Origin of the sequence: Moorena sp. SIO3E8 (assembly GCF_010692445.1) — a bacterium.
Classification (GTDB): Bacteria; Cyanobacteriota; Cyanobacteriia; order Cyanobacteriales; family Coleofasciculaceae; genus Moorena; species Moorena bouillonii.
The window spans coordinates 40,990-57,012 of record NZ_JAAHHM010000020.1; the positions used below are offsets into that span (position 1 = coordinate 40,990).

Consider the following 16,023-nt stretch of genomic DNA (forward strand, 5'->3'; position numbering starts at 1 on the left):
TTTTGCCTACCCATTATCAAGAGCGTTTAATAGAGCTTTAGAAGCTACAGAACTTATAAACAATGCCTCTAACCCAAAAGGCCTTTCACGGAATATCCCAAGACGGACAAAAACAGCGACAGCGGCTGCGTTGGTATTCAAAGGGGGAAATCATTCCTTTGGTTGCACCTGGGATCTGGCAAGTCTGTCAAGGTATTGTTCAACTGAGTAAAATTAACCTTGATGGAGAGGAAGTGCTACTAGGTTGGGCATTGCCGGATACCTCTTTCCGGATTGGGTTGGCTGCTCTAGACACCTATCAGGCTCAAGCTTTATCCGAAGTGCATCTTCAATGGTTTTCGATGATTGAATTGGAAGCGTCCCCTCATCTATCTCACACCCTATTCAATCAACTAGGTCACAGGATACAACAGACAGAAGCACTTTTAGCGATCGCTGGACTGCGCCGAGTTGAAGACCGCTTGCAGCAGTTATTATTCTTGTTGAAACAGGAAATGGGGGAGCCAGTTGCTGAGGGAACTCGCTTGAGTGTGCGCATGACCCATCAGAATTTAGCCAATGCCATCGGCACCTCTCGGGTCACAGTGACTAAAACTCTAGGAGAACTCCATAACCGTGGTATGATTACATTTGACAGAGACCGTCACATCATTGTCAAACATGGTATAGTATGTAATAATCTCTGAAGCTAACTTGAAGCTATTACTGAGTACTGATTTGCTTACTGATTAGTGGTTGCGTAAGTGTGGCAAGGGCTTTTTAGGCTTTGTTGTCAGGTTTGTTGTCAGGTTTGTTACTTGTGCCTGACTAAAAAAAAAGCGATGCAGAGGTGCGACCCGTGGCGAATTTAATTCGCCAACGGAAAGCGCACCTAAGCGGTCTTGGGGGTTTCCCCCATGAGCGACTGCATCAAGACAATAGTTGTGTTGCTCAAAGCGCTTCATCCTTGGTCTTGCAAGGAATTTAACTGGTCTAGGAGTTGCCAGATGGAAAAGTGGTAAATAGCAACTCTGAGATCTGAATCCTAAAATAATACTAAGATTAAGTGGTATAAATATAGATTCATAGCTGAAAAGCAGTTATTTATGCCTCTTGATCAATTAGTTCCAAAATTCTTAAAAGAACCCCTCTTCAAACTGGGAGAGATGCCTGTCTCTCTTCTCACTATACTTCAATTAATCTTTTTATTTCTAATTACTAAATTTATAATTCAAGATTTCAAAAAAATCCTGAATTATAAACTCCTTAATAAGCTAGTTAATGATCCAAATAAAAGAGAGTTTATTTCTAAGTTAATTAGTTATATAACTTTCCTTGTACTGGTATATATTATCTATTATATAGATATAGGTGGTTTAAACCTAATTAATTTAACCATTTTTAAAGTAGGTAGTACTGAAGTATCTATTAAATCTCTAATAAAACTAGTACTATCTTTAATGATAGTAATTTTTCTGGCTAGTACCCTAAAAAACTTTCTCAAACAACAGCTACTTCCCCAAATGGGGATTGATGAAGCTAATCAAGCAGTCATCGCTACAATCATAAGTTACGCATTTGGGATATTAGGCATTGTAATTGTTCTGAATAATAACTTTGAATTGGGGTCATTAGCGGTCATTGCTGGTGGCTTAGGGGTTGGAATTGGTTTTGGACTACAGGATATAACTAAAAACTTTATCAGTGGTGTGACATTACTATTAGAACGAACAATACGAGTTGGTGATTTTATTGAATTTGATGGGTTATCCGGATATGTTAAAGAAGTCTCGATGCGGTCTACAATCATCCGCACAAGGGAGGGGGGAGATGTAGTAGTTCCTAACTCTCATTTGGTAGAAAAACGAATGCTTAACTGGACTTTTGACAGCTATAAAGCCCGTATACACATACCTGTAGGAGTCGCTTACGATAGTGATCCAGTATTAGTGACAGAAGTCCTGTTAAAATCTGCTTATTTAGAACCATCTGTCTTATCTGATCCGACACCAAGAGTTCTTTTTAAAGGGTTTGGTGATAGTGCTTTAAACTTTGAACTTCGGGTATGGGTCAATCGAATTGATCAAGAACCTTTGATAAGAAGTTCTTTGAATTTTATTATTGAATATAATTTACGTCAGCAGGGAATCTCAATTCCTTTCCCTCAAAGGGATTTTTGGCTGCGCAACCCTGAAGCCCTGATGGGGAGAGAGATTAACCGCCAAAATCTTGAAACTATTGAAGAAACTATTGAACAATCAACTCAGCAGTCCTTCAAAGTTAAAACACCTAGACCTTTAGCTTTACGTGACTTACTGCGGCAGGTCGATTATTTTAAAAATTTTACTGAATTAGAACTAAGGCAATTAATTGAAATTGGATACCGAAAGCGCTTACGTCCCTCAGAGATGTTATTTCATGAAGGCGACCCTGGAGATGCTTTTTATATTATCCTAGCTGGTTCTGTCGAAGTCTTTGTAGAGAGGATTAACAAAACTCTCAATAATCTTCAGGCAGGTCAATTTTTTGGCGAACTTTCGTTAATGTTAGGCGTACCAAGAACAGCATCAGTTAGAGCATTAGAAGAGTCACTATTATTTGTAATTAACAATAAAGGTTTTAAACAACTATTGCAGGAGTATCCAGATCTATCTGAGATCATTGTCCAGGAATTAGGCAAGCATCAGGAAGAATTAGCTGAGCGACAAAAACAGATGCGGAAAATGGGGTTGTTGGATGCAGCAGAAGATGACAGAAATCTTCTAGTTTGGGTTCGCAAGCGAGTCAAGAGGCTATTTGCTCTTTAATAGCAAGTAGCAGGATCAGTTTGTTGAGTGTTAAGTGTTGAGTGTAGAGTATTGACCCCTAGTGGTAATTCAAAATTCAAAATTCAAACTTCAAAATAAAGAAAAGAATAAATTTTGAATTAATTAATTCTGGGTACAAGCCCCCACTGAATTTTATTCTGGGCTTATTCAATCAGTGGCGGGTACAAGCCCCCACTGATTGTCATTTTGAATTAATAATTTTTAATTTTGAATTGGAGCGCGTTAAGCAGCGTCGGCTTGGCCGTAGGCCACGCCAAAGGCGAACGCCGATAGCGACTTGACAGTATCATGGAATGAAATGTCAACAGAAAACTATTTAGCTTAGCCGTCACCAAACCTTATTTATGGCTAAACCGAAACCAATTCCAGCTATTACTCTGCCACCGGCTGCAAATCCTCAGCAGGAAGGTGAATGGTTACGAGAAACTCTTGCGCAATGGCTAGATCAAGAGTTTCTCCCAGAAGCAATTAATCAAACGATTGCACAACGCGCCGCCCAGATTTTCGTCCGTCAACGGATGGAAGGAGAAAATGATTTGGGTTCACTTGTGATTGCTATTGTTACAGAAATGCAGTCGTTTGACTTTCGAGAAAGTTTTTACGGGGAATTTGCGATCGCTAACGCTGTCAGTGACCTACTCTTACAAAGTCTTGGCATTGACCGCTGTTGTGGGCAGTAAAGGTTTCAGGTTGAACGCGCACGCGTGGCCTATTGGCCAAGGTTTTAAGGTTGAAAGTTCCCAGAGCGTCATGCAAGAGCCCGTTGAAGCTCAAGGCAGAGTGGCTATGCTCCTCTTAAGTAGGAAAACCCTAAGGGTAGACTCGGGTATGTCAGACAACCTAAAACCTTCAACCAGTTAACCTGCAACCAGTTAACCTGCAACCTGTAACCTGCAACCAGTTAACCTGCAACCAGTTAACCTACCAGCTTGATTTAACCACACCTGGCAATAGACCTTGGTGTGCCCATTCCCGCAAGACATGGCGAGATAGTCCAAAGTCTCGGTAGTAACCTCGAGGACGCCCTGTAACCCAACAACGGTTCCGCACACGGCAGGGGGCGCTGTTGCGGGGGAGCTGTTGTATTTTCCGGTGAATCTCTAACTTTTCTCGTTGAGTCGCAGCATTTTGAAACTCTTCCTTGAGCGCCTCCCGCTTAGCTGCGTACTTTTCTACCATTTTTTTGCGCTTTTTTTCGCGCTCAATCATTGATTTTTTAGCCATTAATTCTTGAAATTCTATCTAAAAACAAGACACTGTCTTTTTATCTTATCCGATGAACTTAATCAGAGGCTGGTACAGTAGCGTTAGTTTTCCAGCTATCTGTTGTAGTAGTCGTTTGTAGTAGTCGTTGCCTCAGCCAGATCGGCACTGGTACATAAGTCCGCCAAAACACAAGCATCACAATCAGGTTTTCGGGCTTTACAAATTGCCCTACCATGATAAATCAGCCGAATCGACCAGTTTTCCCAATCCTCTTGGGGCAAAAGCCCCATTAAATCTCGCTCAATCCTGATGGGATCGGTGTGTTCTGTCAATCCTAGACGCTGACTCAGGCGCTTGACGTGAGTGTCTACAGTTACTCCCTGGTTAATACCATAGGCATGGGCAAGTACTACATTGGCGGTTTTACGAGCCACTCCAGGCAACTTGAGGAGTTTGTCCATTTGTTTCGGTACCTGACCACCGTATTCCTTAACAATCATGCGGCAGGCACCTTGAATATTTTTCGCCTTATTACGATAAAAGCCAGTAGAGCGCACTAAAATTTCCAAGACTTCTATATCAGCACTAGCGATCGCAACAGCATCAGGAAACTGGCCAAACAACCCTGGTGTGACCTGATTCACACGTTCATCGGTGCATTGAGCTGAAAGAATGGTTGCCACCAGTAACTGTACTGGCGTTTCGTAATTCAGTGTACAGGTGGCGTCCGGATAGAGTTGCTTCAGGCGAATTAGAATTTCTAGGGATCGTTTCTTGATGCAATAGCGAGTGGGGGAAACCCCCAAGACCGCGCTGCATCGCTGCTGCTTGGCAGACGATTTACGGGTAATACTCATGGGTTGGAAGGTTGGAAGGTTGGAAGGTTGGAAGGTTGGAAGGTTGGAAGGTTGGAAGGTTGGAAGGTTCAATGTTGAGAAGATCTCGGGTAAATCTCTTCTAAAGCTATACCAGTAAAACCCACAGGATAAACCTTCCCTAGGTCAAGAAATCTTTGAACCTATAACCTGGAACCTATAACCTACAACCTGTAACCTGGAACCTATAACCTGCAACCTATAACCTGGAACCTATAACCTGTAACCTATAACCTGGAACCTATAACCTGGAACCTATAACCTGGAACCTATAACCTGTAACCTGTAATCTCTAACAACCAAACACGGGTTACTGGAATAAGTTTTGTACCCAACCCAGGTTAGCTGTATCCCGAATAATCAAGAAGACACCTAAACCCAGAAGCAGCACTAGCCCAGTTTGCATAATATTCTGCTGTACTTCCATGGGCAAGGGCTTACCTCGAAGTCCTTCAATCAGTAAGAAAGCCAGCTGACCACCATCAAGGGCTGGTAGGGGCAAGATATTAATAATCGCTAGATTGATACTAATCAGAGCTGCAAACTGTAAAAGATTGACAGCGTTGGAACGAGCAATATCGGCTCCAATCGCCACAATTGCCACTGGACCAGACACTTGTTCCGCCGTTTCGCCAAAATTACTCAGTAGCTGACCAAAGCCTTCCAGGGTTAAGACTGTAATGCGTTGATATTCTTCGGCACCACGACTGAATACCTCCAGCAAACTACCAGCACGTTGACGCACTTCTTCTCCATTGGGAGAGAGTTGTACACCAATTTTTCCTTTCCCATCTATCCCTGGTTCCGGAATCACCTTTAACAGTAGCGTTTGTTTTTGACGCTGAATCCGCATTTCCAGGGGCTGGTTGGGATGATTTTGAATCGCTTTCATCAGGAAAGTAATCCCTTCCCGGTTTGCTTCCAACTCCTGACCATCTACGGCGAGAATTATGTCTCTTGGTTTGATACCTGCTTCTGTAGCCACTAAACTGCTTTCTGGGGCAAGTTTAGGCACTACCACACCCGGTTGGTAGTTGAATTGGGAGATGCCAACCATTCCTACCTGAGCCACAAGCAGGAAGTAAGCAAAGACTAAGTTAGCAATGACACCAGCACTGATCACAATTGCCCGGTCTAGAATCGGTCGGTTGCGGAGCAAATTGGGGTCATTGGGGGGAATATCGCTATCGGGGTCATCATCAGGAAAACCCACAAACCCCCCTAAGGGAATCGCTCGCACTGCATACTCAGTTTCTGGACCCTGATATTTCCATAGAATTGGACCAAAGCCAAGAGAAAAGCGATTGGCATAGATTCCTTGCAGACGAGCTGCCATAAAATGACCAAGCTCGTGAACAAGAATCAAGACTGCCAAAACTGCAATCGCCGCCAAAATTGACATATAAGTGAAGAATTTATTTAATGTAATGTTAACTTCATTTTTCTATTGTATAGGCATTGCAATTAGGTTCTAGGCTAATGGTTCTAGGCTAATGGTTCTAGGATCTAGGATCTAGGCTAAGCAGGTTCTGGCAAGGGTATGAAGCGCCCCAAGTCAAGCACAGAGACTGTCAACTGTGCCTTTTATACCTAACAGTCAACTGTGCCTTTTATACCTAACACCTAATATCTCACAGCTAATATCTCACAGCTAATATCTCACAGCTAATATCTCACAGCTAATACCTAGAATTTAAGCTAATGGTATTACAACAGATCTCGCCCCATATAAGGCTGTAGAGCCTCTGGTATCTTAACCGTTCCATCGGGTTGCTGATAATTTTCCAGAATGGCTGACATAGTACGCCCCACTGCCAATCCTGAGCCATTGAGAGTATGAACAAAGTTAGTGCCTTTTTTCCCGGACTCTTTGAAACGAATCCTACCCCGCCGTGCCTGGAAATCAAAGCAATTAGAGCAACTGGAAATTTCCCGATATGTCCTTTGCGAAGGCAGCCAAACTTCTAGGTCATAGGTTGTAGCGGCTGAGAAACCTATATCCCCTGTACAAAGTTCTACAGTCCGGTAGGGTAATTTCAAGGTTTCCAAGATCGCCTCAGCATTCTTAAGCAGCTTCTGATGCTCTTCGGAGGAGGTACTAGGCTCAACAATTTTCACTAGTTCAACTTTATTAAACTGGTGTAGTCGAATTAGACCCCGGGTATCTCGTCCATAGCTACCCGCTTCCCGGCGAAAGCAGGGGGTGAAGGCACAGAGATTAATGGGAAGTTGGGATGCTTCGAGGATTTCGTCTCGGTAGAGATTGACTAATGGGACTTCTGCTGTGGGTGCTAACCACAAATCATCATCAGAGCACTTGAAGCTGTCCTCGGCAAACTTGGGCAACTGACCGGTAGCGGTTAGGGATTCACTGTTGATCAGTACCGGTGGCATCACTTCGGTATAGCCAGCAGCAATTTGCTGGTCAAGCATTAAGTTAATCAGTGCTCGTTCCAAAGCAGCACCAGCCCCGATCAATGTCACAAATCGACTCTGAGCGATTTTCACCCCTCGCTCAAAGTTAAGAATGCCGAGTTTTTCGCCAATTTCCCAATGGGGGAGAATCTGGAAATCCTTGGGAATGTACTCATCACCCCAGCGATGGACTTCCACATTTTCGGCTTCACTTTTGCCAATCGGTGTGGATTCCCAGGGCAAGTTGGGCAGGGATAGCAAGAGGGTGTTCAGCTGGTCTTTTAGGTCTTTTTCTTCGGGTTCCAGTTCGCTCAACTTAGTTTTGATTTGGTTACCCTCTTCCTTGAGCGACTGAATTTCTGGGCTTTGTGGAGGACTACCCGATTTGATTTTTTGACCAATCAGCTTACCAATTTCATTACTACGAGCCTGCAACTGGGTGCGGGATGTTTCTAGCTCCCGCTGACGCTGATTCAGTTCCAGAATAGGTTGTAGGTCATATTGATTGACACTACGTCGGTCGAGTAGTTCTTGAACCTTTTGTGGATTTTCCCGAATTTGCTTTAGGTCAAGCACAGATTTTCTCTTCTAAAATGGCGCGATCGCATGATCAGTACTCATCTGAGCAACATGGATCTAACTTCACCAATGTGCCACAGTTTTCTTGCCAACGGCAATTAACTTCTCCTGGGAGTCGGGAGTCGGGAGTCGGGAGTCGGGAGTAGGGGAGTAGGGAGTAGGGAGTAGGGAGTAGGGAGTCGGCTGGTGAGCTGGTGAGCTGGTGAGCTGGTGAGCTGGTGAGCTGGTGTGAGGTATGTTGGCTAGCGACTGACTCGATTAAATAGCCACAGGGAAATGGCTATGCCAACAAAATTAGCAAAAATAGTGTTGATGTTTGCCTGCACAACAAACAGGTCTATCGGTGGAACATCATTACAAGCCAACCCAACTGGATTTTGTTGCTCAGCTAGAGCTAGGGCTACAAGGCTGCCTATGACTGCAAATGAGCCAATGATGGTCAATAACATTCCTACTAAACTCACAATCAAGCCCAGCCTAATCGTTTGAAGGGTTTGAGCTTTGCTTGGTATGTCTGACCCATTGGCAGCTAGCAGCCGACTAGCGATTCCAGTGTAACGGTAGGCAAAATAAATGCCTATACCTAAAGCCACTAGTCCACAAACTACGAAAAAAAGACCGAAGCCGATTCCTTGACCCCCTGGATTGTCAGGTTGAGGGCTGGCAAGGGTAAAGCCTGCAAACACTAAAATCAGCGTAGAAATCACCCCTAAGATTAACTGAGTCCAGAAGGAAATCCAACCGAATCTGCGCAGCGTTAGGGCAATTTTTTGACGAGCTGGTGGGATGGAAGTGTCAGATATTTCTCGCATGGGGGCTGTGTCCCTTGAGTAATCACTTTTGAACCGCCTACCACGCGCTCCGCAACGCGAAAAGACGTAGGGCTAATCTTGGGCTGGAAGCTAAACACCCTTGTCGTCGGTCGGGGGGGGTCAGCAACCAACTTTATTGTGACAAGGATTGATCACACTCGCAATTCATCCCTAGCTAAATCGCAGATAAATGGCTGAGAGACTTCTTGCGGGAACCGTTAATTTTCTACAAAACCTGCCTGAATGGGTTGTATGTGAGATGATCGACATTAATAGTTCACTTTTGTGTTACACTAACCCCCACTTATACCAATCCCCACTTACACCAACCCCCACAAAAATTATTAAGCTTTAACGGATTTAAATTGTGAATGGCGGTTTATCGGGGGATGGGTAGATTGGGGATGGGTAGATGGTAGACTCGCTTTTGCACAAGTGGCAAGATCTGAAATTGAAATGGATATTAGCTTAGATATTAATCCCTCCATCCTCCCATCCTTCCATCCGAGATCATCCTCTCTAGCTCGCATCAATGAAATTGGTGTTACTGGTCTCCGTTGTCTTCTTTCCCGATGTTCCCCTTGATAGTCGGAAGTTTAGGATCAGGGTTTCGAGCAATTATTAAAGTTGATCTTTACGTTTTAGGTGTGTTAAGTCGAAAATTCATTAAACTTTCATCAAATTAGGGAGGTATTTAAACCCTACGCCAGAGATTTTTAAGTTATAAAGTGTGATAGCGATGTACCTACCCAGGTTAATCGTTTAAATAAAACTCACTGCAAAACGCGCGTGAATTTCCCAGGGTGCCTCCAACCATCAGTATTTGCCAGAAAACCCTCTAATCCCATCTAGAAGAACTGGGAATTCCAACTACATATGCAGATGAAATTCGAAGATATCTATAGCTTTTTCCAAGATCCTCCACCCAACTATCTCAATAAAGAATTAGCCGTATGCTATGTTCTATCGGTGTTGTTGCAAGGAGAATCTTATGGAACACAACTGATCCAACAACTAGAACAAGAATACCCCACCTATCGACTTTCAGATACTGTCCTCTACAGTGCACTGAAGTTTCTTGAAGAAAAACAGGCAATTTCAGCCTACTGGCAAAAAGTAGAAGGAAGAGGACGCCCACGCAGGATGTATCAAATCTGCCCAGAGTGGCAGGAGAAAGCTATAGAACTTGCCAGTTTTTGGCATGACTATATGGCTGAGGAAACAGTGGGGAAAATTCAGTCAAGGACTCCCTGCCACCAGTCTGTTGTTGAGTCAGTTAGGTAGGGAAGTAGCAATTTTTTCCAGGGTGCTTTCCCGTGAAAACCCTGGTGGCATAACAGAAGTCAGGTGATGCATTGTCTTGCCCAGATCTGAATTCAGGTGAATTCAGGGCGTGCTAGCTGCTAGCCATCTACCCATACCAGTATCTTACAGCCTCTAGCTAGTGGGTACGGAGTAGCGTGACCTGACCAAAGCGTGTCTAATAACTTGTAAAGTAGTAGCAAAGGATGTGTATTTTTATAGTTAATATTCAGTGAATACCACTATTCTTGCTTCTACACTTTGGCTAACTCTTTTATTAGCAGTAGGTTTGTTTTTCTTTATTCGAGCCTCTGTGAAAGACCGAATACAACAAGTCAAGTTAGCTTCCCCAGAAACAGAAGAATCGCTTCTAAACCAGTTGAAGCAATATTTTTATCAAAGAGCCTACCAGGTGGTGGCGGTGGATGCTGCCACTAATCAAGTCACGTTCCAGGGGATAGTCCGACCGAGTTGGTTTATGGCTATCTTTTTAACCGTCCTAGCTGCCTGTGGTATACTCTGCTTATCCCTAGTGCTATCTATTTTGTTTCCGACTTTGACTAAGGTGTTTTTGGGGCTAGTGGCACTAGCTCCCGCTGCAGGGGTTTTTTATTGGAAAAAAGCTGAGCGACTCGAACAGGTATCTCTAAAATTAGAATCAGCGTCTACCCAAGCCCCTGGGGATCAAGCCGCTGCGGAGCAATGTTTGGTTATAGTCACTGGCCATCGCGATGAACTAATACAACTTCAACAGTCTGTCAAACTAAAACCCTTGTCGTAAGCAAGCAGGGTTTGACATCTTCCCACACTATAACCATAATAGGTAATTTTACCAAGATACTTAGCCCTCCTCAAGCCTTTGAGTTTGAGGAGGGCTAAGTAAAAGCACTTTCAATAAATATTACCAGTAAGGTTTCAGCGGCTACGAGCGACAACCCCTACCTTTTTTAAGGGAGAGTTGATTAATCGCAAACTGGGAAACAGAAAATGATTCTCTTCCACATATTGGGCACCGAAGAGCCCTTTTTCTGCCCAGAAATAACGGTCTGTGGTATGCTCGTTACGTTTGACCAGTAGTAGGGCAGGTGGAACTATCCCTTGTGACCGAATGTATGCGCGTGCTGCTGTAACCGGTTTATACTCGCCACTTTCTAGATTGTACTGAGGTACATGCTCAAGTATCTTGCGCCCTTCTTGGCGGCGGCGACTCTTACGCTTACGTCTTCTTGCCAACCTTTTTACCTCCTCTTTTTGCTGGCAATTGTAAAGATAGTTACAAAAGCCGTCGAAATTCTATCGACTCTTTCTAAAAAGATCAAGCTCTTGTCATAGAACTAAACAACCCGGCTGAAACCTTTGACAGCAATACGTTAGGGGATTTTCCGTTTCCTCATTACCTCCGGAAAATTAATACAAAAATTTAATAGTTTTAATAAAACTTAAATATAATTAGAAAAAATAGCCTTAAACTCATCCAACAATTACACTGATGGGGTGATGGGGTGATGGGGTGATCAGATGATCGGGCAATGGATGTAACGGATATTTGTAAGAGGTCTAATCACTAATGACTGATGACTAAGGCATAATAGTCAATTGTGTGACATCCTCCTACACTAACCTTCGGTATAGTGTAGGCTTCCCATCCTCACAAACGGGTATTCCTGCCCCAGATGATTAAACACCTTTGCGCCACTTATCTAGGATTTCTCCCCCGACAGATCGACTTGACAAGCGGTTTCCGTTCCCCGAATTGTCCACGGGTACTAATTCCAATCCTCGCCATCTAATCATCTGAGCGGCGGCATGATCTCTGTGAGTTGTGTAGCCGCATTCAGGACAAAAATGTTCTGAGACCCTCAAGTCTTTCTTGACCGTTGCCTGACACTCAGGGCAAGTCTGACTGGTTCCACGGGGGTCTACTCGTTTAAAGTAGCATCCCCGTTTCCAGGCTACCCACTTGAGAAGATCTAAGAATTGACCGAATGAAGCATCAATACAGTCAAACCTCAACATCCCTCGATTGAGTCCTACTGTGTTGAGGTCTTCTGCAAAGATTGTCTGAGCTTGGTCACAGAGTAAATGGGCTGTTTTCAGATGAAAGTCTTTGCGAGTATTCGCTATTTTTTGATGTAGTCTGGCCACCTTCAGTTGTGCCTTTTCCCAGTTATTAGAACGCTTTTGCTTTCTAGCTGCTCTGCGTTGCAGCAATTCCAGCTTGCCTTGCAGTGACTTGAAAAACTTAGGCCGTTCAACTGTGAAACCGTCTGAAGTTGTCAGGAATTTCTCTAACCCAAGGTCGATTCCGATTGCCCTGCCTACAGCAGGGTGATCAGGAATATCGACATCCAGTGCCATCGATATAACAACATACCATTGTGTCTGTCTAGCTTTAGCCAAGACTCTAACCTGTTTGACCTGGAATCCTTCGGGGATTTCCCGATGGAGCCGAATCGGAACTAAGCCAATCTTGAGGTGCGACCCGTGGCGAATTTAATTCGCCAACGGAAAGCGCACCTCGTTGGAAGTTTGATATGTGCATTACTGACTGGATTAGATTTGAATTGAGGAAACACAAATGATTTGTATTGCCCGCGTTTCTTGAATCTAGGAAACCCAAACCCTCTAGACTGCATTGCTTCCCATGAGTCATGTAACCGCCTAACGGTTGTTTGCAAAACTTGGGAATGCACCAAAGCTAGAAATGGGTTGGTTTTCTTGGCCTTGGGTAGATTGTTTTGTTGACGGTGATAACTAGGAAACGGTGTATCGGCAGGAATGATGTATTCCTTGTCAATGGAACACCTATCCACAGGACATTTACGACTAGCAATCCAGTCTTTCAACTCCCTCAATGAGTAGTTATAGACTCGTCTACAAGTCTCAAGCCAGTCTTTGAGGATCTGTTGTTGATCCTGACTGGGATAAATCCTGTATGTGTAGTTCATCATCAACATAGCCCCTATTCTACCACACTGAGGTGACAATGGTAAATGCTTATAGGGTGGGCATCGAACCCACCCGCTCAGCCTGGGGGAGTCCATGTATCCCCCAGACCCCCTCGCTAGTTAAGGGGTTCGACATTATAGAAGGAAAGCTGATAGTGGCTTAACTTCCAGTAGGATTAACCCAGATCACTCATCTATAGCTCATGTTCACTCGCGTCAGTTCAGAATTTGTCTCCCTGTGTCGAAACCAAGTGGCTTTATTAACCCAAGGACTGGGAGCAGCTAGTGGTGCTGTATATTTAACGGAAGAATTCGTTGAGGGCAATCAGGCAAAGCTAATTCCTGTGGTAGTTTATCCGGAAACAAGTACCGTGCGGGATATGAGTGATCCTGACTGGGTTTTGCCACAGAAAATAGGTGAGATTGATCAGATTCCTCGATTATCCAGCAGCTTACCTCGGCTACTCCCTCAGGGAAATAACCAAGAGCAAGATTTGGGTTCAACCTCTTTTGTAGGATCTGAAAATTCTCTGCAGCAGCAGCACCAAATCGTTTTACCTCTAATCCATGAAGGGATAGTGATGGGATTATTGGTGAGTGTTCGTGATGATAGACCTTGGAATCACACAGAACAGGCAAGTGTGGAACGCATTGCTAGAACCTTAGCGATCGCATATGTCATAGAACAGCGTCAAGGTTGGTTTGAGCAGCAGTTGACTCAGCAAAGACGTCTACAGGCCAAACAACGGGATATGCTTGATGATCTGCTGCATCAATTTCGTAATCCCCTGATGGCGTTACGAACCTTTGGTAAGCTACTGCTGAAGCGACTGGTACCAGGAGATAAAAACTATCCAGTGGCTTCGAGCATTATACGAGAAAGCGATCGCTTACAGGAGTTGCTGCAACAGTTTGATGCTTGCCTGGACATGAACCAAACCGATACAGCATCCCTCACGTTACCTGTAGCTACAGCTGAGGCTTCTTCATCCCCACAATCAGATGATATTGGGGAGATTTACCCAACTAGTCACTCCGAACCACACTCCACCCTAGGGGAATTTCCCCTACTCACGGACAAAACTGTTCCTTTGGAACTGTTTGCGGTCAAGGATGTCTTAGAACCCTTGCTTATATCTGCTGACGCTATTACTCAAGAGGCTAATTTGGAGTTGCATTGCTCTATTGCCCCTAACTTACCTTTGGTGAAAGGGAATCCTAAGGCTTTACGGGAAGTCTTGAGTAATTTGATTGACAATGCTTTGAAGTACACCCCAGCTGGGGGAAAAATTGATATCCAAGTTGGTGTTGGACAATGGCTTTCACATGGTGATGCCATAGCGATCGCAATTAGTGATACTGGTCCAGGTATTGCTCCAGAAGACTTAGACCATCTGTTTGAGCGGCATTATCGGGGAGTTCAAGCTAATGGTCCTATCCCTGGCACTGGTTTAGGATTAGCGATCGCAAAAGAACTGATGGCATACATGCAGGGTGATATTGAAGTCTTGAGTCCTGCCAAACTACTATCGACTGAGGAAAATGGGGAATTATCCATTAGTCATGGTCAAGATAACTCAAGGATTGGAACAACCTTTATCGTTTGGTTGACTTACGCTTAGTAGACCTTTAGTAATTGGTCAGTAGATAGTTGTTGTTGACCGTTGAGAGGTTGGCTGTGATTGGTTAATCTATTAACCTCTCAACAGTTAACTATCCACATCTCTAGTTACCGACTGCTAATTACCAAGTCAGAGTCGATGGTAAGCTGTAAGTCGGTTTCTGGTTCAACCACAAATAGGTCAACACTGCTGCTACCGAATAAACGTTTGCCGATATTTAAAGCGATGCCAGAACTAACTCCAATCAAGATTTCTTCTGTAGCGATCGCACGGTCACCGGTAACGGCAGAGATAGCAGCGGCAGCAGCGGTACCAACTGCTGCATCTTTTAGGATACTTCCTGGATTGCTACCCTTGCGAATGGTTTCAGTGGTGGTAATTTCCTCAGAGGTGGCATTAAAGGATAGGGTTTCACCATTGATCAACAGCCGCTGAGCTACAAACTGAGCTCCCTCTTTTGTCGCACGCAGTTCGCCAACCACTTCACTACCAGCAGGAATCAGCAACTTGCCCTCATCAGCAGTGGTAATGTTTAGATCCACTGTCAGGGTTAGGGGAATAGTTTCCTCTTGGGCGAGCAGAATTTTATCTTTTTTGTACTTAACCGGAATAGAAGTACCTGCAGGAATTGTGAAGGCTACAGGTGCTGGATTGGGATCGATAATGTATTGGGAGCTAATCACTGGGGCTTGTTCTGTTGCCACCAACGCTTGGTACATAAAAGCTGCAACTTCTGCACGAGTTGCATTCCGAGTCGGATTGAGAAAGGCGACGTTAGGATAATTAACCACCAAACTATTTTCTGTAGCAGCAGCGATGGGAGCACGGGCAAAGTTAGAAATTTGGCTGCCGTCCCGGTAGAAACTGATCAGCTCTGAGGTAGAACCGGTGGAAGAGAAATTCAGTCCATTAGAAAGGGCAACTAAAACTTGTTCACGGGGAATATTTTGTTCAGGTCTAAAGATATTACCAGGGTAACCACTTAGAAATCCGGTTTGGTAGGCTTCCTGAATGGCAGGATTTGCCCAGTAGTTGGAAGCAACATCCACGAAAGTGTTGCCACCGCGAATGGCGGGTTTATTGAAATCTTGATTTGCTTTACGCAGCATTGCCGCAAACTGAGCGCGGGTCACTGGTGCATTTGGTCTGAAGGAGCCATCCGGAAATCCGGCAATAATACCGCGCTGGGATAATTCCCCAATAAACTCACTTGCCCAGTAGTTGGATGAAACATCGATAAAGTTAGTGCTTTGGGCAAAGGAGGGAGCAGGTGCCACTAGGGGAGCCATGGTGGTGGCGGTGAGTCCAAGGGCTAAAACAGCAGCAGTTCCTGATTGAAAATGATTTAGGTTAAGCATGGAAGGCATTCTCTTAAATTAATGTGTTCTTAAGTAAATAGAACCAATCAGATGCTAGATGTTCCTAGGTTCAATAAAATTGTTTTTTTTGCTAAAAAT

The 16,023-nt window shown here is 44.2% G+C and carries 18 protein-coding genes; 8 read left to right on the forward strand and 10 right to left on the reverse strand.

Annotation, left to right across the window (positions count from 1 at the left end):
• The first annotated feature begins 62 nt into the window (after nt 1–62).
• From F6K46_RS10820 to F6K46_RS10835, 4 genes are all read left to right on the forward strand, one after another.
• Entirely contained in the window at nt 63–686 is a 624-nt protein-coding gene (locus tag F6K46_RS10820; RefSeq protein ID WP_075899395.1) for a Crp/Fnr family transcriptional regulator, read from the forward strand.
• A gap of 152 nt (nt 687–838) precedes the next feature.
• Nucleotides 839–967 carry a hypothetical protein gene (locus tag F6K46_RS10825; protein ID WP_293056030.1) on the forward strand — a complete coding sequence of 43 codons (129 nt, stop codon included), beginning with the start codon at nt 839–841 and terminating at the stop codon, nt 965–967.
• Nucleotides 968–1,085: 118 nt separating this feature from the next.
• Entirely contained in the window at nt 1,086–2,786 is a 1,701-nt protein-coding gene (locus F6K46_RS10830) for a cyclic nucleotide-binding domain-containing protein (protein ID WP_081431168.1), read from the forward strand.
• Between the two features lie 365 nt (nt 2,787–3,151).
• The gene (locus tag F6K46_RS10835) at nt 3,152–3,487 is read left to right on the forward strand and encodes a hypothetical protein (protein ID WP_070392829.1); all 336 of its coding nucleotides are present in this window, start codon (nt 3,152–3,154) and stop codon (nt 3,485–3,487) included.
• Nucleotides 3,488–3,728: 241 nt separating this feature from the next.
• Here the strand turns inward: F6K46_RS10835 and rpsN are convergent, their stop codons facing one another.
• The 5 genes from rpsN to serS form a co-directional block, all read right to left on the reverse strand.
• The gene (gene rpsN, locus F6K46_RS10840; RefSeq protein WP_070392828.1) at nt 3,729–4,031 is read right to left on the reverse strand and encodes a 30S ribosomal protein S14; all 303 of its coding nucleotides are present in this window, start codon (nt 4,029–4,031) and stop codon (nt 3,729–3,731) included.
• Between the two features lie 95 nt (nt 4,032–4,126).
• Complete coding sequence (gene nth, locus F6K46_RS10845; protein WP_293056368.1) at nt 4,127–4,870, reverse strand: endonuclease III; 744 nt, start codon at nt 4,868–4,870, stop codon at nt 4,127–4,129.
• The gene (locus tag F6K46_RS40100) at nt 4,854–4,943 is read right to left on the reverse strand and encodes a PT domain-containing protein (protein ID WP_364416060.1); all 90 of its coding nucleotides are present in this window, start codon (nt 4,941–4,943) and stop codon (nt 4,854–4,856) included. The genes nth and F6K46_RS40100 overlap by 17 nt, the downstream gene beginning before the upstream one ends.
• 255 nt (nt 4,944–5,198) lie before the next feature.
• Nucleotides 5,199–6,290 (reverse strand): RIP metalloprotease RseP, encoded by a 1,092-nt coding sequence (rseP, locus tag F6K46_RS10850; RefSeq protein WP_293056038.1) that lies wholly within the window; start codon nt 6,288–6,290, stop codon nt 5,199–5,201.
• A 305-nt stretch (nt 6,291–6,595) separates the two neighbouring features.
• On the reverse strand, nt 6,596–7,879 hold the full coding sequence (gene serS, locus F6K46_RS10855) for a serine--tRNA ligase (protein ID WP_293056041.1): 1,284 nt from the start codon (nt 7,877–7,879) through the stop codon (nt 6,596–6,598).
• 17 nt (nt 7,880–7,896) lie between these two features.
• On the opposite strand from serS, the gene F6K46_RS10860 reads away from it, so the two are divergent.
• Entirely contained in the window at nt 7,897–8,028 is a 132-nt protein-coding gene (locus F6K46_RS10860) for a hypothetical protein (protein ID WP_269086998.1), read from the forward strand.
• Between the two features lie 96 nt (nt 8,029–8,124).
• Here the strand turns inward: F6K46_RS10860 and F6K46_RS10865 are convergent, their stop codons facing one another.
• Nucleotides 8,125–8,694 carry a DUF3611 family protein gene (locus F6K46_RS10865; RefSeq protein ID WP_075899387.1) on the reverse strand — a complete coding sequence of 190 codons (570 nt, stop codon included), beginning with the start codon at nt 8,692–8,694 and terminating at the stop codon, nt 8,125–8,127.
• 882 nt (nt 8,695–9,576) lie between these two features.
• Between F6K46_RS10865 and F6K46_RS10870 the strand changes: the two genes are divergently transcribed.
• Both F6K46_RS10870 and F6K46_RS10875 read left to right on the forward strand, forming a co-directional pair.
• Nucleotides 9,577–9,978, forward strand: a complete 402-nt coding sequence (locus F6K46_RS10870; protein WP_070396653.1) for a PadR family transcriptional regulator — start codon at nt 9,577–9,579, stop codon at nt 9,976–9,978.
• A 250-nt stretch (nt 9,979–10,228) separates the two neighbouring features.
• The gene (locus F6K46_RS10875) at nt 10,229–10,777 is read left to right on the forward strand and encodes a cofactor assembly of complex C subunit B (RefSeq protein ID WP_075899385.1); all 549 of its coding nucleotides are present in this window, start codon (nt 10,229–10,231) and stop codon (nt 10,775–10,777) included.
• Nucleotides 10,778–10,911: 134 nt separating this feature from the next.
• Here F6K46_RS10875 and F6K46_RS10880 read toward each other — a convergent pair whose 3' ends face one another.
• The 3 genes from F6K46_RS10880 to F6K46_RS10890 form a co-directional block, all read right to left on the reverse strand.
• A complete protein-coding gene (locus F6K46_RS10880; RefSeq protein WP_070392821.1) occupies nt 10,912–11,229 on the reverse strand; it encodes a DUF3155 domain-containing protein in 318 nt (105 codons plus the stop codon).
• A 444-nt stretch (nt 11,230–11,673) separates the two neighbouring features.
• Nucleotides 11,674–12,489 carry a transposase gene (locus F6K46_RS10885; protein WP_366510698.1) on the reverse strand — a complete coding sequence of 272 codons (816 nt, stop codon included), beginning with the start codon at nt 12,487–12,489 and terminating at the stop codon, nt 11,674–11,676.
• Entirely contained in the window at nt 12,456–12,947 is a 492-nt protein-coding gene (locus F6K46_RS10890) for a transposase (protein WP_293022156.1), read from the reverse strand. Before F6K46_RS10890 ends, F6K46_RS10885 begins: the two co-directional genes overlap by 34 nt.
• Before the next feature lie 200 nt (nt 12,948–13,147).
• Here F6K46_RS10890 and F6K46_RS10895 point away from each other — a divergent pair, with 200 nt between their 5' ends.
• Nucleotides 13,148–14,566 (forward strand): ATP-binding protein, encoded by a 1,419-nt coding sequence (locus F6K46_RS10895; RefSeq protein WP_070392820.1) that lies wholly within the window; start codon nt 13,148–13,150, stop codon nt 14,564–14,566.
• A 107-nt stretch (nt 14,567–14,673) separates the two neighbouring features.
• Here the strand turns inward: F6K46_RS10895 and F6K46_RS10900 are convergent, their stop codons facing one another.
• Nucleotides 14,674–15,924: an S-layer homology domain-containing protein gene (locus tag F6K46_RS10900; protein WP_293056055.1), complete on the reverse strand. Its 1,251-nt coding sequence runs from the start codon at nt 15,922–15,924 to the stop codon at nt 14,674–14,676.
• Between the last annotated feature and the right edge of the window lie 99 nt (nt 15,925–16,023).